We start from the raw sequence: 19,423 nt of genomic DNA on the forward strand, positions 1-19,423 counted from the left end.
CGATTCGACCTGCGTGGACGCCGCCGCTAGCGGCGACCGCATGCGCTGCCGTGGCCGGCCATCGATGCCGGCCGCAGCGCGCACAGACGCCGCGACGCGAGTGCATCCGTCTTCCGGTTTTGTCCGTATCGCTATCCGAATCCCCACGAGATGCGCTTGTGCCAAGCCCCGTTCCGGACCAGCCCCGTGAACCCACCGCTGCGCCTGCCGAGGCGCCCGCGCGCCGCGGCGGCGTGGCGCGCACGTTGCGGCGCTGGTTCGACACCGGCGCGGAGATCGAACTGGACGAGGCCCGCGCCGATCGCATCGACTGGCTGCGCGCCGCGCCCTATTTCGCCCTGCACCTGGCCTGCCTGGGCGTGTTCTGGGTCGGCGCGTCGTGGTTCGCAGTGGGCATGGCGGTGGCGATGTACGCCGTGCGCATGTTCGCGCTCACCGGTTTCTACCACCGCTACTTCGCGCACCGCGCGTTCAAGACCTCGCGCGTGGTGCAGTTCCTGTTCGCCGCGCTCGGCGCGACCTGCGTGCAGCGCGGGCCGCTGTGGTGGGCCGCGCACCACCGCAACCACCATCGCCACACCGATACCCCGGCCGACCCGCATTCGCCGCGGCAACACGGTTTCTGGTGGAGCCACAGCGGCTGGTTCCTGACCCCGCGCGGCTTCCGTACCGACTGGGAGGCGATCCCGGATCTGCGCCGCTTCCCGGAACTGCGCTTCCTCGACCGCTTCGACCTGCTGCTGCCGGTGCTGCTGGCGCTGGCGCTGTTCCTGCTCGGCGGCTGGCTGCAACGCCACCATCCGCAACTCGGCACCGACGGACCGCAACTGCTGGTGTGGGGCTTCTTCGTCTCCACCGTGGCGCTGTTCCATGCCACCTTCACCATCAACTCGCTGGCGCACCGCTTCGGCAGCCGCCGCTTCGACACCCGCGACGACAGCCGCAACAACGCCTGGCTGGCACTGCTGACCTTCGGCGAGGGCTGGCACAACAATCACCACTTCTTCCCCGGCGCGGCGCGGCAAGGCTTCCGCTGGTGGGAAATCGACCTGACCTGGTATGGCCTGAAGGCGCTGTCGTGGACCGGCCTGATCCGCCAGTTGCGGCCGTTACCGGCAGGGCTGGTACGGGCGCAGGCGCGCGCACGATGAGCCGCATCGCGGTAGTGGGCTCGGGCATCGCCGGGCTGGGCTCGGCCTGGCTGCTGTCGCAACGGCACGAGGTCACCCTGTACGAGGCCGCCAATTACTTCGGCGGGCACACCCATACCCATGCGATCGAACTGGGCGGCGTGGAGTACGCGGTGGACAGCGGCTTCATCGTGTTCAACCCTCAGCACTATCCGCTGCTGAGCAAACTGTTCGCGCAGCTCGGCGTGGCCGCGCAACCGACCACGATGAGCTTTTCGGTACACGAAGCGCGCAGCGGCCTGGAATACAACGCAGGCAGTCTCGGCGGCCTGTTCTGCCAGCCCGGCAACCTGGCCAGCCCGCGCTTCTGGCGCATGCTGGGCGATCTGCGCCGCTTCTACCGGCAGGCGCCGCAGGTGCTGGCCGATGCCGCGCAGGCGCAGCTGACGCTGGGCGAATTCCTGCAGCGACATGGCTATTCGGACGTGTTCCGCGACGCGCACCTGGTGCCGATGGCGTCGGCGCTGTGGTCTTCGCCGTCGCAGCGGATCCTGCAGTTCCCGATGCGCCAGCTGATCGGCTTCATGGCCAACCATCACATGCTGCAGATCAGCGGCCGGCCGCAGTGGCAAGTGGTGCAAGGCGGCTCCAACAGCTACGTGCGCGCGCTGCGCAGCCGCTGGCGGGTGCACGAGCGCATCGGCACGCCGGTGCGTTCGGTGCAGCGGCTGTCGCAGGGCGTATCGGTGCTGACCGAGGCCGACAGCGATGCCAATGCGCAGCACTACGATCACGTGGTGCTGGCCTGCCACGCGGACGACGCCCTGCGCCTGCTCAACGACGCCAGCGCCGCAGAGCGCGAGATCCTCGGCGCGATCGCCTACCAGGACAACGACACCGTGCTGCACACCGATGCGCGCGTGCTGCCGCGTAACCGCCGCGCCTGGGCCGCCTGGAACGCGCACGTGCCGGCCGATCCGGACGCGCCATGCACGGTCAGCTACTGGATGAACGCGCTGCAGTCGATCGCCTCGCCGCAGCCGTTCATCGTCAGCCTCAACCGCAGCGACGACATCGATCCGGCCAAGGTGCTGCGGCGCATGCGCTACCGGCACCCGCTGCAAACCCACGCTTCGGTCGCCGCGCAGGCGCGCAAGGGCGAGATCCAGGGCCAGCGCGGCACCTGGTTCGCCGGCGCCGGTTGGGGCTTCGGCTTCCACGAGGACGGTCTGCGCAGCGCGGTCGACGTCGCCGCCGGGCTAGGGGTACCCTGGCCATGAATCTGCTGCGCAGCGCTACCGTGTCCGCCCCGCCGGCTGGCGCCGTCTCGACAACGCCGGCGGCGGCGGGCACGACCAAGCGCGGGCTGCATAGCGCGCTCTACTGCGGCTGGGTCCGGCACCGCCGCCATGCGCCCAAGCCGCTGGCGTTCCGCTATCCGATCTTCCTGATGTACCTGGACTTGGCCGAACTCGAGCAGGTGTTCGCGCGGCGCTGGCTGTGGTCGGTCGGCCGCCGCAACCTGGTCGAATTCCGCCGCAGCGACTACCTCGGCGATCCGGCGCAGCCGCTGGACGAAGCCGTGCGCGACCGCGTGCAGCAGCACTGCGGCGAACGTCCGCTCGGCGCGGTGCGCATGCTGACCCACCTGCGCTACTTCGGCCACTGCTTCAATCCGGTCACCTTCTACTACTGCCACGACGCGCAGCAGCGCCTGCACAGCATCGTCGCCGAGATCACCAACACGCCGTGGAAGCAGCGCCACGCCTACGTGCTGCCAGTGGCCGCCGCGCGCAGTCACGGCAGCGTGCATGCCTGGCGTTTCGACAAGCGCTTCCACGTCTCGCCGTTCATGGCGATGGCGCACGAGTACGCATGGCGCTGCAGCGAGCCGGGCGCGCAGTTGCGCGTGCACATGGACGTGCTGGATGCGCAGCCGGCGGCCAGGCGCTTCGACGCCACGCTGGTGCTGCAGCGACGCGAACTCTCCGGCGCCAGCCTGGCGCGCGCGCTGCTGCGCTATCCGGCGATGACCCTGCAGGTCGTGGCCAAGATCCACTGGCAGGCGTTGCGCCTGTGGCTGCGCGGCAATCCGGTGCACGACCACCCCGACCATTCCCTTCCGCGAGAACGCCGATGAACGCTCCGCACGCGCCCTCCTCCGCTTCCGTCGCGCTGACCCCGGCCGCGCCGCCGCTGCGCGGTCTCGACCGCCTGCTGCGGCGGCGCCTGCTGGCCACGCTCGACGGCTTGCGCGACGGCCAGCTGCGCATCGAGGAAGCCGGCGCGATCACCACGTTAGGGAGCGCCACGTTAGGGAGCGCCACGTCAGGGAGCGCCCCCCTGGGCAGCGCCACGCAGGCGGACAGCGCACTGCACGCGCACCTGCGCATCCGCGATCCGCGCTTCTACCGCCAGGCCGCGCTGAACGGCAGCGTCGGCGTCGGCGAGGCGTACATGGACGGACTGTGGGAATGCGACGATCTGGTCGCGCTGGTGCGCCTGCTGGTGCGCAACCGCGAGCGCCTGGACGCGATGGAGACCGGCCTGGCCCGTCTCGGCGGCATGGCGATGCGCGGCCTGCACGCGCTGGCGCGCAACACCCGCGCCGGCAGCCGCCGCAACATCGCCGCGCACTACGACCTGGGCAACCCGCTGTTCGAACTGTTCCTGGACCGCAACCTGATGTATTCCTCGGCGATCTTCCGCGATGACGACGCCGCGCTCGGCGACGCCGCGCTGGAGCGCGCCGCCGAGCGCAAGCTGCAGCGCATCTGCGCCAAGCTCGACCTGCAGCCGCACCACCATGTGGTCGAGATCGGCACCGGCTGGGGCGGTTTCGCGCTGCATGCCGCCAGACATCACGGCTGCCGCGTTACCACCACGACGATCTCGCGCGAGCAGTACGAACTGGCCCGCCAGCGCGTGGACGCGGCCGGCGTGTCCGATCGGGTCGAGGTGCTGTTGCGCGACTACCGCGACCTCGACGGCCGCTACGACCGGCTGGTCTCGATCGAGATGATCGAGGCGATCGGCCACCAATACCTGGACACCTATTTCGGCAAGGTCGGCAGCCTGCTCAAGGACGACGGCCAGGCGCTGATCCAGGCCATCACCATCGAGGACCACCGCTACGCGCAGGCGCTGAAATCGGTGGATTTCATCAAGCGCCACATCTTCCCCGGCAGCTTCATTCCCTCGGTGGCGGCGATGACCGGCGCGATCGCGCGGGCCAGCGACCTGCGCCTGTTCAACCTGGAAGACATCGGCCCCAGCTATGCGCTGACCCTGCGCGCCTGGCGCCAGCGTTTCATGGCCAAGTTGCCGCAGGTGCGCGCGCTGGGCTACGACGAGCGTTTCATCCGCATGTGGGAGTTCTACCTGGCCTATTGCGAGGGCGGCTTCCTGGAGCGCTCGATCGGCGACGTGCACCTGTGGCTAAGCAAGCCGGGCGCGCGCCCGGCGCAGTTTGCGCCGGCGTTGGCAGGCGACGCATGAGCAACCTCGCCAACTACGTCGCGCTGCAGCTGCTGTGGCTGGCGGCCGTGATGGGCGCCGGGCACGGGCTGGCCTGGGCCGGCCCGGCGGCGCTGGCGCTGTTCGCGCTGTACCAGTTGCAGCCGCGCCGCCGCGCGCGCGGCGATGCGGCGCTGATGGCGCTGGCGCTGCTGCTCGGTGCCGGCGTCGATACCGTGCTGGCCGCGGGCGGCTGGGTACGCTACGCCGCGGCGCTGCCGCCGGCGCCGTGGGCGCCGCTATGGATCCTGGCGCTGTGGGCCGGCTTCGCACTGACCTTCAACCATTCGCTGGCCTGGGTCATGCGACACCCGTGGCGCGCGGCGCTGTTCGGCGCGGTGTTCGGCCCGCTCGGCTACGTGCTGGCCGCGCGCGGCTGGCAGGCGGTGACGCTGAGTGCGCCGCTGCTGCACCCCGTGCTCGCGCTGGCGTTGGCCTGGGCCGCGGCGCTGGCCGTGCTGAGCGTGGCGACGCGGCGGTTGTCCGCGACCGCGCAGCCCGCGCCACGCATCGCAGGCGCCGCGCCATGAACGCCTGGCCGCTGCTGCACGTGGGTGCGTTCACTGCGCTGGTCATGCTCGCCGGCTGGGCCTGGCAGCGGCGCAGCGGCAACGCCGGCGTGGTCGATGTGCTGTGGGCGGCATGCATGGCGCTGGCCGCGCTGTACTGCGCCTGGCGTGCCGACGGCGCGACGCTGCCGCGTGTGCTGACCGCGGCGATGGGCGGCCTGTGGGGCGCGCGCCTGGCCTGGCACCTGGGCGTGCGCGTGTTCGGCGATGCGCACGAGGACGGCCGCTATCGCGCGCTGCGCGAACACTGGCACGGCGACCAGCGTCGCTTCCTGCTGTTCTTCCTCGGCCAGGCGCTGGTGGTGGTGCTGTTCGCGGTGCCGCTGTCGATCGCCGCGCACGCTCCGCTGCCGCAATGGAGTGTGTGGACCACGCTGGCGCTGGCGACCTGGCTGCTGGCGGTGGGCGGGGAAAGCCTGGCCGACCGCCAGCTGGCCGCCTTCCGCGCCGATCCGGGCAACAAGGGCAAGACCTGCCGCCGCGGCCTGTGGCGCTACTCGCGGCATCCGAACTATTTCTTCGAGTTCGTGCACTGGTTCGCCTACGTGTTCCTGGCGGTGGGCAGCGGCGCGCTGTGGGTCGGCATCGCCGCGCTGGGGCCGCTGCTGATGTTCGCGTTCCTGTACCGCGTCACCGGCATTCCCTATACCGAACAACAGGCGCTGCGCTCGCGCGGCCAGGACTACGCCGACTACCAGCGCAGCACCAGCGCCTTCTTTCCGTTGCCGCCACGGCAATGACCCCGCTTCCAGGAGATTGCCCGATGTCCAGCACCCTCGCCCCTTCGCCTGCGCCCGCGCTGCCGGCCGAACCGCTGGCCACGCGCGTGGCCGAATCCGGCCTGCTGCCCGATGCGTTGCTGCGCGCCGCAATGCGCAAGCTGTGCACGCAGCGCCTGCGCGATGAGCGCAGCGGCGGCGCCGACGCGGCCTGGGAACGCCAGCGCGCCTTCGTCGAGGCCCTGCGCGGCAGCGCCATCGCGATCGAGACCGATGCCGCCAACCGCCAGCATTACGAACTGCCGCCGCGCTTCTTCGAGCTGTGCCTGGGCAAGCGCCTGAAGTACAGCAGTTGCTACTGGGACGCCGGCACCCAGGACCTGGACGCGGCCGAGGAACGCATGCTGCACCTGTACGCCGAACGCGCGCAGTTGCGCGACCGCCAGCGCATCCTCGAACTGGGCTGCGGCTGGGGTTCGCTGACCCTGTGGATGGCCGAGCACTATCCCGGCGCGCGCATCACCGCGGTGTCCAATTCGCGGCCGCAGCGCGAGCACATCGAGGCGCAGTGCCGCGCGCGCGGGCTGCGCAACGTGGAGGTCATCACCCATGACGCGAACACCCTGACCCTGCCGCACGCGAGCTTCGACCGCGTGGTGTCGATCGAGATGTTCGAGCACATGCGCAACTACCGCGAACTGCTGGCGCGCATCGGCCAGTGGCTGGTGCCGGGCGGCCGGCTGTTCGTGCACATCTTCTGCCACCGCGACCTGGCCTACCCGTTCGAGGTGCAGGGCGAGGACAACTGGATGGGCCGGCACTTCTTCACCGGCGGGCTGATGCCGGCCGCCGACACCCTGCTGCAGTTCCAGGACGACCTGGCGCTGGAACGGCGCTGGCTGCTGTCCGGCGAACACTACGAGAAGACCGCCAACGCCTGGCTACGCAACCAGGACCGGCACCGCGCCGAACTGATGCCGGTGCTGCAGGCCACCTACGGCCGCGACGCGAAGATCTGGTGGCAGCGCTGGCGCATGTTCTGGATGGCCTGCGCGGAGCTGTTCGGCTACGAGCAGGGCCAGCAGTGGGGCGTGGCGCATTACCGGTTCGTCAGGCGCTGAAGCGCCGGGATTGGGGAGTCGGGATTGGGGATTCGCAAAGGCGGGGCTGCGTGCCCTGAAGGGCGACGTGATGCGGAGCGGCCCTTGCAGCGATCGCATGGTTCAGGCAGCCGGAAGTGGGGATCGAATCCCGACTCCCCAATCCCCAATCCCGGCTTTCCACTCACACGGCAGCGGTGATCACGATCTCGATCTTCCACTCCGGGTTGGCCAGCTTGGCCTGCACGGTGGCGCGTGCCGGGGTGCTGCCCGGGCAGACCCAGGTTTCCCAGACCTTGTTCATCTCGGCGAACTCGGCCAGGTCGGTCATGTAGATCTCCGCGCGCAGCACCTTGCTCTTGTCGCTGGCGGCGCGCGCCAGCAGTTCGTCGATCGCCGCCAGGACCTGGCGGGTCTGGCCGGCGATGTCGGCGCTGGCGTCGTCGGCGATCTGCCCGGCCAGGTAGGCCACGCCGTTGTGCACGGTCATTTCCGACATGCGCGGGCCGGTATCGAATCGCTGGATCATGAGGCGGTGTCCTGAAGAGGGGAAACCCGGACATTGTCGCGCGATTGCGCCAGGCCTGCAGGCCGCCACAGCCGGTAGGCGACCAGCAGCAGCCAGGCCAGGATCAGCACGATCGCCAGCTTCTGGGTCAGCCCGCGCGGCGGCGCGCGCCACAGCACATGCACCCACAGCGCCACGAACGCCGCCACCGCCAGGGCCATCACCGTGCCGGCATGCCCCTGCCACGGCGCTTGCCGGCGCAGCCAGGCGCTCTGCAGCAGCATCGCGCTGGTCGCGCACAGGAACGCGGTCTGCGCGAACAGCGCGTGCAACAGCGGCGCCAGCAAGGGAGCGCGCTGCGGCAGGTAGCTGTCGCCGATCGCCACCCCGCACAGGCCCAGCCCGGCGACCGCGAACAGCAGCAGGGGCGCGGCGCTGCGTGCCGGCGGCGGGGCCTGCGCATACAGGCCGGCGGCCAGTGCAACGATCCCTGCCGCCAGCAGCACGTAGACAATCCGCAGCAGCAGCCCGCCGGGGCCGTGCAGGTACAGGCTCAGCGTCGCCTGCTGCCAGTGCAGGTCGGCGCGCAGCAGCTGCAGCGCCAGCGCCACGCCGAGGAACAGCAGGCACAGCAGCGTGGCGAGGGCGCCGGCGGCGCGCGGCCAGTGCGGCGGCGCGGCGGCGCGGGCCAGGGGCGTCGGCATGGGATCGGCTCCGGGTCGTAGCGGGAAACGCGATGCGCGACGCATGCGCGCGCCCGCACCCTCCGCGCACACCGACGCGGTGCCGACGTGCGATTCCACTATGATGCGCGTCGCCGGTGTCGCCGGTACAGCCCCAGGCCACCCGATATCGCGATGCACCAGCCCCGTTCCGCCTGCAGGCGCGCCATCGCGCTGGCCCGCACCGCCAACGCCACATGCCTGCGCGACGCCGCCGGCGCCTGCGCACAGTTCCCTCTCTCCTTCGCTTACGCTCCCCTGCAATGACCGACGCCGCGCCCCCCGTTTCCCCGCCCCCCTCCGCCGCTGGCTGGCGCCGTGCGCTGCCGGTGGTGTTCAGCCTGGCGATCCTGGCGCTGGCGCTGCGCGCGCTGGCCACCGAGTTCAGCACCCACGGCTACGCCGCGATCCGCCATGCCTTCAACCAGCTCAGCGTGGGCCAGATCGCGTTGACCCTGCTGCTGGGGCTGAGCAGCTACGCCTGCCTGATCGGCTTCGACGCGGTCGGCCTGCACCGCAGCGGGCGCAAGCTGCATCCGATGCGGATCGGCGTCACCGCGTTCCTGGCGCACGCGGTCGGACAGACCCTGGGCTTCGCCGCGCTCACCGGCGGCGCGGTGCGCCTGCGCGGCTACGGCCGGGTCGGGCTGAGCCTGGCCGAGATCGGCCAGGTGGTGCTGATGAGCACGCTCGGCTTCGTGTTCGGCGCCTGGCTGCTGCTGGCATTGGCGCTGACCCTGGAACCGGCGTCGGCGTCGGCGGCGCTGGCGCTGCCGCTCGGCGCCTCGGCGGTGCGCGCGTTCGGCATCGCGCTGCTGGCCGGCTTCGGCCTGATGCTGCTGCTGGCCGGGCGCGAAGGCCGCACCCTGCGCTGGCGCACCCACGAACTGTGGCTGCCGGACCGGCGCACCGCGCTCGGCGTGACCGCGCTGAGCGTGGTCGAACTGGGCCTGGCCAGCGCCGCGTTCTACGTGCTGCTGCCGAACGAATCGGGCATCGAGTTCGTCGGCTTCGTCGGCCTGTACCTGGTCGCGGTGGTGGCCGGCCTGATGTCCACCGTGCCGGCCGGCCTGGGCGTGTTCGAATGGAGCCTGCTCAAGCTGCTGCCCGGCGTGGCCCCGGCCGCGGTATTGGCGGCGGCGCTGATCTACCGCATCACCTACTACGTGGTGCCGCTGCTGCTGTCGGTGCTGATGGCCGCGGTCTCGGGCCTGCGCCGGCCGCTGGCGGCCAGCGCCGGCGGGGTGCGCGTGGCCTGGGGCACGCTGCGCCCGTGGCTGCCGCAGATCATCGCGATGGCGGTGTTCGCGGTCGGCGCGGCGCTGGTCATCGACGGCACCCTGCCGACGCCGAAGCGGCGCCTGGGCATGGCGCCGCTGTCGATCGTGGAGACCTCGCACCTGCTGGCCAGCCTCGGCGGCGTGGTGCTGCTGCTGATCGGCCAGGGCCTGCAGCGGCGCAGCCATGCGGCCTGGGTGCTGGCGATCGGCATCTGCGTGCTGCTGCCGCTGCCGGCCTGGCTGCGCGGCGGCCACGCCTCGGTGGCGCTGTCCTCGCTGGTGGTGGCGGCCGGGCTGTGGGGCGCGCGGCGCGAGTTCTACCGCCAGGGCGCGCTGCTCGACGAGGCCTGGTCGTGGCCGTGGCTGCGCAATCTGGGGCTGGTGCTGATCGCCACGGTGTGGCTGCTGTTCTTCGTCTACAGCCACGTCGAATACCAGAACGAACTGTGGTGGCAGTTCGCCACCTCGGCCAATGCGCCGCGGGCGCTGCGCGCGGTGCTGCTGGTCAGCGTGGCGGTGGTGGTGTTCGGGCTGGCGCGGCTGCTGCACAGCACGCGTTCGCCGCTGCCGGCGGCCGACGCGGCGCAGCTGGACGCGCTGGCGCCGGTGCTGGCCGCGGCCACCGACACTCAGGCCTGCCTGGTGCTGACCGGCGACAAGGCGCTGCTGCCCGACGAAGGCGGCCAGGGTTTCGTGATGATGCAGCGCTACGGCGGCTCGCTGGTGGCGATGGGCGACCCGGTGGGGCCCACGGAGGTCGCGCGGGCGCTGATCTGGCGCTTCCGCGAGGAAGCCGACCGGATGGGCCTGCGCCCGGTGTTCTACCAGGTCGGCGAGCAGCACTGGCAGACCTACCTCGACCTGGGCCTGACCCTGGTCAAGCTCGGCGAGGAAGCGATGGTGTCGCTGGAAGACTTCCACCTGGAAGGCCGCGACCGCGCCGACCTGCGCCAGGCCTGGAACCGCGGCAAGCGCAGCGGGCTGAGCTTCCGCATCGTGCCGCTGGAGGAGATCGACGCGCTGATGCCGGTGCTGGCCGACGTCTCGCAGCAATGGCTGGAGGAAAAGGCCGGCGAAGAGAAGGGCTTCTCGCTGGGCAGCTTCGACCCGGCCTATCTGCGCCGCTTCCCGATCGCGGTGGTCGAGGCCGAGGGCAAGGTCGTGGCCTTCGCCAACCTGTGGCAGGCGCCGGCCGGACACGAGCTGTCGGTGGACCTGATGCGGCACATCGCCGATGCGCCGAAGGGCACCATGGATTTCCTGTTCATCGAGCTGTTCCTGTGGGGCCGCGAACAGGGCTACAAGCGCTTCTCGCTGGGCATGGCGCCGCTGTCGGGCCTGGCCCAGCACCGCCTGGCCGGACGCTGGAACCGCTTCGGCAACCTGATCGTGCGCCATGGCGAGCGCTTCTACGGCTTCACCGGCCTGCGCCGCTTCAAGTCCAAGTTCGCGCCGGCCTGGCGCACCCGCTACCTGGCCGCGCCCGGCGGCATGCATCTGCCGGCGGCGCTGCTGGACGTGACGCGGCTGATTTCGCTGGATCCGCGTAAGCCCGATTGACGGCCGGGATTGGGGATTCGGGATTGGGGATTGGTAGCCAATCGACTGCGGACGCAGGGATTCGGAGACCTTGGATGGCGTCTCCGCGGCAACTGCCGGGTTGTGGGAGGGGCTTCAGCCCCGACGCTTTAGCGGCAGTGCGTCGGGGCTGAAGCCCCACAAATGCCGCTCTTGCGAATCCCAAATCCCCAATCCCCAATCCCGGCCTTCAATCGATGCGCTGCAGGATCTGCTTGGCCAGTTCCGCGTAATCGCCCTTGAAGTGATGGTCGCCCGGCAGCTTCACCTGTTGCGCGCCGCCGTGCGGCAGGTCCGGGCACAGCGTGTCGTCGTCGTCTTCGCCGTAGATGCACAGGGTCTGCGCGCCCGGCATCTTCGCCACTTCCGGGGCGATCGGCAGGCCGTCGTCGCCGGAGCTGATCCAGTTGGAGACGTGGAATTCGTAGTCGGCGGTCTTGCCCAGCGACAGCAGCGCGGTGGCCTGCACCTGCTCGCGCATCGCCGGCGGCAGTTGGTTGTAGGCCGCCGGCAGCACGTCGGCGCCCTGCGAGAAGCCGATCAGCACCACGCGTCCGCGCTGCCACAGGTGGCTGTAGTGGCGGTAGATGCGATCCAGGTCGGTGGCGAAGCCCTGCGGGGTGCGCTCGCTCCAGAAATAGCGCAGCGAATCCACGCCGACCACCGGGATGCCGGCCTGGGCCAGCGCGCCGGCGACCTGCTGGTCGAGCCCGGCCCAGCCGCCGTCGCCGGAAACGAAGATCGCGAACACCTGGTCGTTGGCGTTGCCGGTGGCTGCTGCGCCTGCCGCGGCCGGCGCAGCGACTGCAGGCACCTCGACCACCGGCAGCCCGGCCAGGTCGACCGGCGTCGGCGGCAGGCTGACCCCGCGCTGCGCGCCCAGCGAACGCACCGCCGCGCGCAGTCCGGGCAGCGGATCGCCGCTGGCGCTGCGGCGGAACTGCCGCGCCTGCGGCACCTTCTGCAAGAACGCATCGCTCTGCTGGGTGCAGCGGCGCTTGCCCGGCGCATCGATCGCCGCCAGCCACGGCAGCGGCAGCGTCGCCGGCTGCAGCGCGCGCGCCGGCGCGGTGATGCCGGCGCCGCAGATCTGGTCGTCCAGCACCTGCACCGGACAGAAATCCTCGGTGACCAGGCCGGCCAGCAGGTGCTTGGGCGCCTGCGCCGCGACCGCATAGGCCAGCGCGGCGCCGTCGCCATCGCCGACCAACAGGGGCAGGCGGTAGGTCGGCACATGGTAGTAGGCTTGCACGTAGCGCGAGAAGTTCTCCACGTCGCCGGCGGAGAAGCCGCAGGTGCCGGGGATCTTGGCCAGCACCGCCTGCAGGTGCGCGCCATCGATCACCACCACCATCGCGCCGTCGTCGCGCAGCGCCTCGATCTGGCGCATGCGCGCCGCCTCGCCGTGCTTGCCGCCGGCGAACCACAGCACCACGCGCTGCGCCTCGCCGTGCGGCAGCAGCACCGGGACCTGTTCGAAGCGGCCGTGGCTGAGTTTCTCCGGGACCGCAGCCGGTGTCGCCGCTGGCGCGGCTGGCGCTGGCGCCGCTGCCGTCGTCGCAGGCGCCGCCGAGGCGGCAACCGCGGCGGCCAGGCCGGCCAACGCACATCCCCACATCCATCCGCCACGCATTCGCATCATCCGGCAATCCTGAAAAGGCGTGTAAAGATAATCCCGAACGGCGGCGGCGCGAAGCACGGCGCGGGCGCCGGTTCATGCGGGGTACGCCGGGACGTTGCACGCGGGGCCGGCACGGCCGCCCGCAGGCGGGCGCTCACGCGCCCGGGTCGGCCTCGGGATGGCGCAGCCGCCACGCCGCCAGCGCCAGCCGATAGCGCGCCACTTCGTCGTTGTACAGGTCGTGGACGCACAGCGGGCAACCGCTGTTGCAGCAATCGCTGGGCAGCGGCGGCTGCGGCGCTTGCGGGCACGGATCGGCAGGGGCGGAATCGGGATCGGACATCACGGTGCGCGGCGGGTGGCACGCCAGCGGCGTGAACAGGTGCGCATTGTAGAACGCCGGCGCGACCGGCTCAGCCGATCGCCTGGCGCAGGTTGGCGCGCGCCGCCGCGTCGTAGCGCGCATGGAACCAATCGCTGAGGAAGATGCGCGGCTGCGCCAGCACCGTCTTCAGGAACGCCCGGCGCTTGCGCCGATACAGCCAGCCCGGCACCACGCCGCGGTATTCCTCGGCGATGGCGCGATCGTAGGCGGCGAACCCGGCGGGATCGGCGCCGAGAATGGCCATGTCGCAATCCAGGAACAGCGCCGCCTCGGCATCCACCGCAGCGGCGGACAGTTGCCCATGGCGCGCCGTCAGCTCGATCAGCGCGGCGACGCGCGCCGCGTCCAGCCCGGCAGCCGGCAGCCACTGCGCGATCGCCGCCTGCGCCATGCGTGCCGACTGCGCCTCGTTGTCGCCACGCCCGGCCTGATACACCGCGTCGTGATAGAGCACGGCCAGATAGACCTCGCGCGGCTGCCGCCAGCCCAGGGCCGCGGCGACCTCGGCATAGTGGCCCAGCACCGCCTGCACATGGCCGAAGTGGTGATAGGCGCGCGGCGGCGTGGCATAGGCCGCCTGCAACTGCTCCCATTGCGCGGCGGGCAGGGTCAGCGGCGGCGCCGGTTCGCTCATCGGATCGCCTCGCCGCCGGCAGACGCAGGCCCGGCCGCATCCGCCGACAGCGGCCAGGTCGCCTCGTGCACATAGCGTCCCTGCCCTTGCACGCTGCGGATCAGGCTCAGCGCGGCGACCGTGCAGCGCAGTTCCGGCACGGCTTGCGGCGGCACCGTCTGCTCGTCGTAGCTCAGGGTGATATGCGGGACATAGGCCGCGTCGGCGCGCGTGGCCACGCCCTGGCGGCCGAGTTGCCGCTGCAGCGCCTCGCGCAGCCGGCGCAGCGCGGGCGGCTCGGCGTCGCCAAGCAACACCAGCGGCCGCGTGCGCGCGCGGCCGCCGAAGCTGGCGACCCGATCGAAACACAGCTCGAACGGCGCCGCCGCCAGCGCCTGTCCGGCGGCATGCGCCTGCTGCAACAGCCGTGGCGGAATGCCGGCGTATTCGCCGAGGTAATGCAGGGTCAGATGCAGACGTTCCACCGGCAACGCGCGACCGCGCAGATCGTGCGCGGCACGCAGGCGCTCGCCAATCGCGAAGGCGCGCTGCGCGGTGGCCGGGTCCGGCAGCACGGCGAAGAACAGGCTCTCGCGCGGCGCGGGCGCAGCGAAGCCGAGCGAGAACTGCGCGTTTGCGGAAGAAGGATCGTGGGCCATCGGCAGGGTGCGGACGCCGCGGGCGCTGCGGCGACGGGACAGGGACCGCCATGGTAGCAAGCGCGTTGCGCCCGGCGCGCGACCGCTCGCTGCGCAACGCAAAAGGCCGACCGGATGGACTCCGGTCGGCCTTTGCGCCTTTCGGCATCGGCACGTTGCGATCCGCGCGGATCGCAACGTGCGTTGCCGTCGATGAAGGCCAGGCGGGAGCCCGGCCTGCGGCTCAGGCCGCGTTCTTCATCGCCAGCTTGCGGTTGCGCATCACGTCGTGACAGGCACGCACTTCCGGCAGCAGCTTGGTGGCGGCATCGCGCGCGGCGACCGGGGTATCGCTGTCGGCGATGGTCTCGTTGAACGCCTTCAACAGGCGATCCTCGGACTCTTCCAGCTCGGCCACGTAGCCGTACTTGGTGTCGCCCAGCGTCGCGCGCACCTTGCCATACATCTGCTGCATGCTGCCCACCAGCGTGCCGTGCTCGTCGGGCTTGCCGCCGACCGCCTGGACCACGGCGCTCAGGCTGCTGACGATGTCGGACTTGACCCCGGCAATGCGCAGGAACAGCGCGGACAGCTCGGTATCGCCGACCTTCTGCGCCGCTTCTTCGTAGAAATCCTTGCCGTCGCGGGAAATGGCGATCAGGTCGTTGAGGCTGTGGGTGGTCTTGCTCTGAATGCTCATGGATGGAACTCCTTCTGCAATGGGCCGGCGAACATCGCGCAACGGGCACGTCGGGTCGTGTTCCCTGGATGTCGCTTGGCCGCGGGATGAAGAGTCTTGCCGCGTTGCGTCGTGGGAGAGATGCTGGACGCCGGGGCATAAAGTGCACGTGAGCCGAAACGGCTGCGTCCTCACGCGACGCTGGCAGGCATGAACGAACATTCATCACCAGCACGCGGCACTCACTGGCGATATTTTCGCCAGGCCGTGCATGCGCCCGGCACGGCACGCCGCGGCGGAGTTATCCACATGCTTGCCCCGCACTCATCCACAATCGCTGTGGATGAATACGCGGCGCCGGCCAGCCGGCAGACACGACATCGCTCGCGGCCGCGATGGCCGCATTCCCTGGCACGTGCGACGCGCCGGCAAAGGGCTATATTTGCCGAAAGACCCTCCCATCCGGGATTCCCCACGAGGTGCGCCATGTTCGGCTGGACCGCATTCGCTCTGGTCGCCGCGACGGCGATCGCGCCGCCGCCCGCACCGCCGTCGCTGCCTGCCCCATCTGCGCCACTCGTCCCAGAAGAGATCATGCGCGTCCCGCCCGCGCTGCATGCGCTGGTGCAGCAGCGCATCGACCGCCACAGCCCGCCCGAGCAGCGCCTGCAGCAGTTGGTGCGGCTGGCCTTCGACGTGGACGGCCTGGATCTGCAGTACGACGCCAAGGCCACCAACAGCGTTGCCGAGAGCTATACGACGCGGCGCGTCAACTGCCTGTCCTTCACCCTGCTGTTCGTGGCCCTGGCGCGCGACGCCGGGGTGGACGCGCAGGTGCAGGAAGTCGGCCGCGTCCTGAGCTGGTACGAGGACGGCAACGCGCTGTACAACGCCGGCCACGTCAACGTCCTGGTGCGCATCGACGGCAGTCGCCGCAGCGTGGACCTTGACCGCAGCGTGCTGATGGACCGGCGCGGTCCGCAGCCGATTTCCGACCGCCGCGCACTGGCGCACTACTACAACAACCGCGGCGCCGAGCTGATGGCCAACGGCGACCTGCCCGCCGCGCAGCAGCACATGGAGATGGCGCTGCGGATGGATCGCGACTTCGCCGCCGCCTGGAACAACCTCGGCGTGCTGGCGCTGCGCCAGGGCGATCCGCAGACTGCCGCGAACAACTACGCGACCGCGCTGTCGATCGATCCCGGCCACGTGTCCGCGCTGTCCAACGCCGCCATCCTGTACCGGCACCTGGGCGACAGCCGGCACGAAGCGGCGATGCTGGCGCGGCTGCAACGGGTGCAGCTGACCGACCCGTTCCACCAGTACCTGCTCGGCAACGAGGCGGAACGGCGCCAGGACTATGCCGCGGCGATCGGCTACTACCGGCATGCGCTGCGTCTGTACGACAACGCGCACCTGCTGTATTTCGCCCTGGCCCGCGTCTATCTGCTCAATGGCGATCCGCGCCGCGCCAACTGGGCGTTGCAGCAAGCCGTGGAGCACGCCGACAAGACCGCGCAGCCGCGCTACCAGGCCAAGCTGGAGGCGTTGCGGCGGTTGACGCACAACACCCAGGCGCAGCGCTGAGCCGCAGCGGGCGAGCCGATCGGGCCGCGCGCGTGGCGTCGGCGTCGCGCATCCACGCAGCCACACCTACCACAGCGCGCCGCCCCACCCGCCTGGCGCGATCGCACCAGGCCCTATGCCGCCCGGCTCAACAGGCTTGCGCCAGGCGCTGCGCACGGCGCGCGTCGTGGCGCGCCCACAGGTACACCAGCAGGCCGCCCAGCGCCGCCGCCGCGCCGACGTAACCGGTCGACGTCCAGCCCAGCCCGGCACTGATCGCGATCCCGCCCATCCACGGTCCCAGCGCGTTGGCCAGATTGAAGGCGGCATGGTTGGACGCCGCGGCCAGGGTCTGCGCCTCGCTGGCCACGTCCATCAGCCGGGTCTGCAACACCGGCGCCAGCGCGCCCATCGTGCCGACCGCGACCACCGCCGGCAGCACCGCCCAGGGCGAGTGCGCGGCCAGCGGCCAGGCCAGCAACACCGCCATCGACCACAGCAGCACCAGCGGCACCGCACGGAACTGCAGCCGGTCGAACAACCAACCGCCGGCGAGGTTGCCGAGCAGGCCGCCGAAGCCGAACGCGCACATCGCGAACGGGATCCAGCGTTCGGACACCCCGGTGACCTGGGTCAGGGTCGGCGCCAGATAGCTGAACACGCAGAACATGCCGGCGAAGCCGACCGAGCCGATGCCCAGCGCCAGCCACACCTGCGGACGGTTGAACGCGCGCAGTTCGCGCAGCGGCTGCTGCCGCGGCTCCTGCGGATCGGCCGGCAGCAGGCGCGCGACCAGCACCACGGTCAGCACCGCGATCGCCGCCACCAGCGCGTACGCGTAGCGCCATTGCGCCACCTGGCCCAGCCAGGTCGCCAACGGATTGCCGACCAGCACCGCCAGGTTGAGCCCCAGCAGCACCCGGCTCACCGCCGCGCCGCGCTGGTCGGGGCGACTGATCGACGCGGCGACCAGGGTAGCCACGCCGAAATAGGCGCCATGCGGCAGCCCGGCGATGAAGCGCACCAGCAGCATGCTGTGGTAATCCGGCGCCAGCGCACTGGCCAGGTTGCCGACCGCGTAGAACCCCATCAGCGCCAGCAGCAGCGTGCGCCGCGGCCAGCGCGCGCCGACGATCGCCAGCAGCGGCGCGCCGACCACCACGCCCAGCGCGTAGGCGCTGATCAGGTGCCCGACCTGCGGTTCGTCGATCGCCAGCCCGCGCGCGATGTACGGCATCAGGCCCATCGTGGAGAACTCGCTGGTGCCGATCGCGAAGCCGCCCATGGCCAGCGCGAACAGGATCAGCACGTAGCCGCGGCGCGACAGCGGCGCCTGGGGAGTGACGGGAGTGGACATGCCCTGGGACCTGATCGAGGGCTGCCCATTATTGTGCATCGCAGCATGCAAAGGTACCCATGCGCGTGCAACACCGCGTTGCGCGCGGTCCTCGCCGGCGTCGCGCCAGCCGTCCGCCTCGCGCCTGGCGAGGCCGGCCGCGCAACGCCGCCAGCACGGCGCCGCCGTCGCTGGCGAGCCTGGCGCCAGCAACGCACTGTCCCATCGCGGCGACGCGCAACCGCGGCGACCATCCCCATGTCTTAGCGGGAGACGGCGACGCCTTCGGCGCTGTGCCGTCCATGCCCCCATTCCTAGTTCGAGAAACCCTGCCGATGACCGCTACCGCTTCCCCCCTGTTCGCCCCGCTGCGCCTGGGCGCGATCGAACTGGCCAACCGCATCGTGATGGCGCCGCTGACCCGCAACCGCGCCGAAGGCGAAGGCCGCATCCCCTCGCCGCTGGCGCCCGAGTACTACGGCCAGCGCGCCGGCGCCGGGCTGATCGTCGCCGAGGCCACCCAGATCAGCCCGATGGGCCAGGGCTACATGGATACGCCCGGGATCTACAGCGAGGCGCAGGTCGCCGCCTGGAAACAGGTCACCGCCGAGGTGCACCGCCGCGGCGGCAGGATCGTGCTGCAGCTGTGGCACGTCGGCCGCATCTCGCACGTCAGCCTGCTGCCGGACGGCGCCGCGCCGGTGGCGCCGAGCGCGCTGCGCGCCAACGCCAAGACCTATACCGCCGAGGGCTTCAGCGACGTCTCCGCACCGCGCGCGCTGCGCCTGGACGAGATTCCGGCGCTGCTGGAGGACTTCCGCCACGCCGCGCGCAACGCCATCGCCGCCGGCTTCGACGGCGTGGAAGTGCACGCCGCCAACGGCTACCTGATCGATCAGTTCCTGCGCGACGGCAGCAACCACCGCGACGACGCCTACGGCGGCAGCATCGAGAACCGGACCCGGCTGCTGTTCGAGGTGGTGCAGGCGGTGGCGCAGGAAATCGGCGCCGAGCGCACCGGCGTGCGCCTGTCGCCGGTGACCCCGGCCAACGACGCGCACGACAGCGACCCGCAGCCGCTGTTCGAGCGCGCGGTCGAACGCCTGGATCCGCTGGGCCTGGCCTTCCTGCACGTGATCGAGGGCGCCACCGGCGGCCCGCGCGACAACATCGCCTTCGACTACGCCGCGCTGCGCGCCAAGTTCCGCGGTCCGTGGCTGGTCAACAACGGCTACGACAAGGCGCTGGCCGAACGGGTGCTCGGCGCGGGCGCTGCCGACGCGGTCGCGTTCGGGCGTCCGTTCATCGCCAATCCGGATCTGGTGGAGCGGCTGCGCCGCGACGCGCCGCTGAACCCGCTGGATGCGGACACGCTCTACGGCGGCGGCGCCAAGGGCTACACCGACTACCCGACGCTGGACTGAGAAACCAGACGCGCGGCGGCACACGCGTGCCGCCGC

18 protein-coding genes are annotated in these 19,423 nt (G+C 71.1%); 10 read left to right on the forward strand and 8 right to left on the reverse strand.

Translation table 11 applies throughout. The annotated features are described in order from the left end of the window. Positions 1-158: 158 nt before the first annotated feature. From JR064_RS02290 to JR064_RS02320, 7 genes are read left to right on the forward strand one after another with little or no spacing between them, the layout of a single operon-like run. Positions 159-1,151 (forward strand): acyl-CoA desaturase, encoded by a 993-nt coding sequence (locus JR064_RS02290; RefSeq protein ID WP_206228661.1) that lies wholly within the window; start codon positions 159-161, stop codon positions 1,149-1,151. Beyond that, positions 1,148-2,410: an NAD(P)/FAD-dependent oxidoreductase gene (locus JR064_RS02295; RefSeq protein ID WP_206228662.1), complete on the forward strand. Its 1,263-nt coding sequence runs from the start codon at positions 1,148-1,150 to the stop codon at positions 2,408-2,410. Before JR064_RS02290 ends, JR064_RS02295 begins: the two co-directional genes overlap by 4 nt. Then, positions 2,407-3,270: a DUF1365 domain-containing protein gene (locus JR064_RS02300; RefSeq protein ID WP_206228663.1), complete on the forward strand. Its 864-nt coding sequence runs from the start codon at positions 2,407-2,409 to the stop codon at positions 3,268-3,270. Before JR064_RS02295 ends, JR064_RS02300 begins: the two co-directional genes overlap by 4 nt. Further along, positions 3,267-4,628: an SAM-dependent methyltransferase gene (locus JR064_RS02305; protein ID WP_241092796.1), complete on the forward strand. Its 1,362-nt coding sequence runs from the start codon at positions 3,267-3,269 to the stop codon at positions 4,626-4,628. Before JR064_RS02300 ends, JR064_RS02305 begins: the two co-directional genes overlap by 4 nt. Continuing rightward, positions 4,625-5,176 (forward strand): DUF2878 domain-containing protein, encoded by a 552-nt coding sequence (locus tag JR064_RS02310; RefSeq protein ID WP_191824781.1) that lies wholly within the window; start codon positions 4,625-4,627, stop codon positions 5,174-5,176. Before JR064_RS02305 ends, JR064_RS02310 begins: the two co-directional genes overlap by 4 nt. Then, positions 5,173-5,955 (forward strand): DUF1295 domain-containing protein, encoded by a 783-nt coding sequence (locus JR064_RS02315; protein ID WP_206228664.1) that lies wholly within the window; start codon positions 5,173-5,175, stop codon positions 5,953-5,955. Before JR064_RS02310 ends, JR064_RS02315 begins: the two co-directional genes overlap by 4 nt. A 23-nt stretch (positions 5,956-5,978) precedes the next feature. Further along, positions 5,979-7,055, forward strand: a complete 1,077-nt coding sequence (locus JR064_RS02320) for an SAM-dependent methyltransferase (protein WP_185820547.1) — start codon at positions 5,979-5,981, stop codon at positions 7,053-7,055. A 163-nt stretch (positions 7,056-7,218) separates the two neighbouring features. On the opposite strand, the gene JR064_RS02325 is transcribed toward JR064_RS02320, so the two are convergent. Both JR064_RS02325 and JR064_RS02330 read right to left on the reverse strand, forming a co-directional pair. Further along, positions 7,219-7,563, reverse strand: coding sequence for a RidA family protein (locus tag JR064_RS02325; protein ID WP_179563752.1), 345 nt, complete (start codon positions 7,561-7,563; stop codon positions 7,219-7,221). Further along, positions 7,560-8,246, reverse strand: a complete 687-nt coding sequence (locus JR064_RS02330) for a DUF998 domain-containing protein (RefSeq protein ID WP_206228665.1) — start codon at positions 8,244-8,246, stop codon at positions 7,560-7,562. Before JR064_RS02330 ends, JR064_RS02325 begins: the two co-directional genes overlap by 4 nt. Before the next feature lie 281 nt (positions 8,247-8,527). Here JR064_RS02330 and mprF point away from each other — a divergent pair, with 281 nt between their 5' ends. Continuing rightward, positions 8,528-11,104 (forward strand): bifunctional lysylphosphatidylglycerol flippase/synthetase MprF, encoded by a 2,577-nt coding sequence (mprF, locus tag JR064_RS02335; RefSeq protein WP_206228666.1) that lies wholly within the window; start codon positions 8,528-8,530, stop codon positions 11,102-11,104. A 208-nt stretch (positions 11,105-11,312) separates the two neighbouring features. Here mprF and JR064_RS02340 read toward each other — a convergent pair whose 3' ends face one another. The 5 genes from JR064_RS02340 to JR064_RS02360 all read right to left on the reverse strand — a co-directional run bounded on the left by JR064_RS02340 (position 11,313) and on the right by JR064_RS02360 (position 15,079). After that, on the reverse strand, positions 11,313-12,764 hold the full coding sequence (locus tag JR064_RS02340) for a virulence factor family protein (protein ID WP_206228667.1): 1,452 nt from the start codon (positions 12,762-12,764) through the stop codon (positions 11,313-11,315). 133 nt (positions 12,765-12,897) lie between these two features. After that, a complete protein-coding gene (locus tag JR064_RS02345; protein WP_179563748.1) occupies positions 12,898-13,086 on the reverse strand; it encodes an oxidoreductase-like domain-containing protein in 189 nt (62 codons plus the stop codon). 70 nt (positions 13,087-13,156) lie between these two features. After that, on the reverse strand, positions 13,157-13,762 hold the full coding sequence (locus JR064_RS02350) for an HD domain-containing protein (RefSeq protein ID WP_179563747.1): 606 nt from the start codon (positions 13,760-13,762) through the stop codon (positions 13,157-13,159). Beyond that, positions 13,759-14,400 carry a 2'-5' RNA ligase family protein gene (locus tag JR064_RS02355; RefSeq protein WP_206228668.1) on the reverse strand — a complete coding sequence of 214 codons (642 nt, stop codon included), beginning with the start codon at positions 14,398-14,400 and terminating at the stop codon, positions 13,759-13,761. Before JR064_RS02355 ends, JR064_RS02350 begins: the two co-directional genes overlap by 4 nt. Positions 14,401-14,623: 223 nt before the next feature. Next, positions 14,624-15,079, reverse strand: a complete 456-nt coding sequence (locus JR064_RS02360; RefSeq protein WP_179563745.1) for a PA2169 family four-helix-bundle protein — start codon at positions 15,077-15,079, stop codon at positions 14,624-14,626. A gap of 573 nt (positions 15,080-15,652) precedes the next feature. Here JR064_RS02360 and JR064_RS02365 point away from each other — a divergent pair. Further along, complete coding sequence (locus JR064_RS02365) at positions 15,653-16,648, forward strand: tetratricopeptide repeat protein (protein WP_206228669.1); 996 nt, start codon at positions 15,653-15,655, stop codon at positions 16,646-16,648. Positions 16,649-16,775: 127 nt separating this feature from the next. Here JR064_RS02365 and JR064_RS02370 read toward each other — a convergent pair whose 3' ends face one another. Continuing rightward, complete coding sequence (locus tag JR064_RS02370; protein WP_179563744.1) at positions 16,776-17,984, reverse strand: MFS transporter; 1,209 nt, start codon at positions 17,982-17,984, stop codon at positions 16,776-16,778. Between the two features lie 314 nt (positions 17,985-18,298). Here JR064_RS02370 and JR064_RS02375 point away from each other — a divergent pair, with 314 nt between their 5' ends. After that, complete coding sequence (locus tag JR064_RS02375) at positions 18,299-19,387, forward strand: alkene reductase (RefSeq protein ID WP_206228670.1); 1,089 nt, start codon at positions 18,299-18,301, stop codon at positions 19,385-19,387. Positions 19,388-19,423 lie beyond the last annotated feature (36 nt).

It is taken from the genome of Xanthomonas bonasiae, assembly GCF_017163705.1.
In the GTDB taxonomy this organism is placed as follows: Bacteria; Pseudomonadota; Gammaproteobacteria; order Xanthomonadales; family Xanthomonadaceae; genus Xanthomonas_A; species Xanthomonas_A bonasiae.

What these genes read in the sequence shown, in the direction of transcription:
- JR064_RS02295 (WP_206228662.1), top strand. Translation starts at nt 1,148, where the DNA reads ATGAGCCGCATCGCGGTAGTGGGCTCGGGCATCGCCGGGCTGGGCTCG.
- JR064_RS02300 (WP_206228663.1), top strand. Translation starts at nt 2,407, where the DNA reads ATGAATCTGCTGCGCAGCGCTACCGTGTCCGCCCCGCCGGCTGGCGCC.
- JR064_RS02305 (WP_241092796.1), top strand. Translation starts at nt 3,267, where the DNA reads ATGAACGCTCCGCACGCGCCCTCCTCCGCTTCCGTCGCGCTGACCCCG.
- JR064_RS02310 (WP_191824781.1), top strand. Translation starts at nt 4,625, where the DNA reads ATGAGCAACCTCGCCAACTACGTCGCGCTGCAGCTGCTGTGGCTGGCG.
- JR064_RS02315 (WP_206228664.1), top strand. Translation starts at nt 5,173, where the DNA reads ATGAACGCCTGGCCGCTGCTGCACGTGGGTGCGTTCACTGCGCTGGTC.
- JR064_RS02320 (WP_185820547.1), top strand. Translation starts at nt 5,979, where the DNA reads ATGTCCAGCACCCTCGCCCCTTCGCCTGCGCCCGCGCTGCCGGCCGAA.
- JR064_RS02325 (WP_179563752.1), bottom strand. Translation starts at nt 7,563, where the DNA reads ATGATCCAGCGATTCGATACCGGCCCGCGCATGTCGGAAATGACCGTG.
- JR064_RS02330 (WP_206228665.1), bottom strand. Translation starts at nt 8,246, where the DNA reads ATGCCGACGCCCCTGGCCCGCGCCGCCGCGCCGCCGCACTGGCCGCGC.
- mprF (WP_206228666.1), top strand. Translation starts at nt 8,528, where the DNA reads ATGACCGACGCCGCGCCCCCCGTTTCCCCGCCCCCCTCCGCCGCTGGC.
- JR064_RS02340 (WP_206228667.1), bottom strand. Translation starts at nt 12,764, where the DNA reads ATGATGCGAATGCGTGGCGGATGGATGTGGGGATGTGCGTTGGCCGGC.
- JR064_RS02345 (WP_179563748.1), bottom strand. Translation starts at nt 13,086, where the DNA reads ATGTCCGATCCCGATTCCGCCCCTGCCGATCCGTGCCCGCAAGCGCCG.
- JR064_RS02350 (WP_179563747.1), bottom strand. Translation starts at nt 13,762, where the DNA reads ATGAGCGAACCGGCGCCGCCGCTGACCCTGCCCGCCGCGCAATGGGAG.
- JR064_RS02355 (WP_206228668.1), bottom strand. Translation starts at nt 14,400, where the DNA reads ATGGCCCACGATCCTTCTTCCGCAAACGCGCAGTTCTCGCTCGGCTTC.
- JR064_RS02360 (WP_179563745.1), bottom strand. Translation starts at nt 15,079, where the DNA reads ATGAGCATTCAGAGCAAGACCACCCACAGCCTCAACGACCTGATCGCC.
- JR064_RS02365 (WP_206228669.1), top strand. Translation starts at nt 15,653, where the DNA reads ATGCGCGTCCCGCCCGCGCTGCATGCGCTGGTGCAGCAGCGCATCGAC.
- JR064_RS02370 (WP_179563744.1), bottom strand. Translation starts at nt 17,984, where the DNA reads ATGTCCACTCCCGTCACTCCCCAGGCGCCGCTGTCGCGCCGCGGCTAC.
- JR064_RS02375 (WP_206228670.1), top strand. Translation starts at nt 18,299, where the DNA reads ATGACCGCTACCGCTTCCCCCCTGTTCGCCCCGCTGCGCCTGGGCGCG.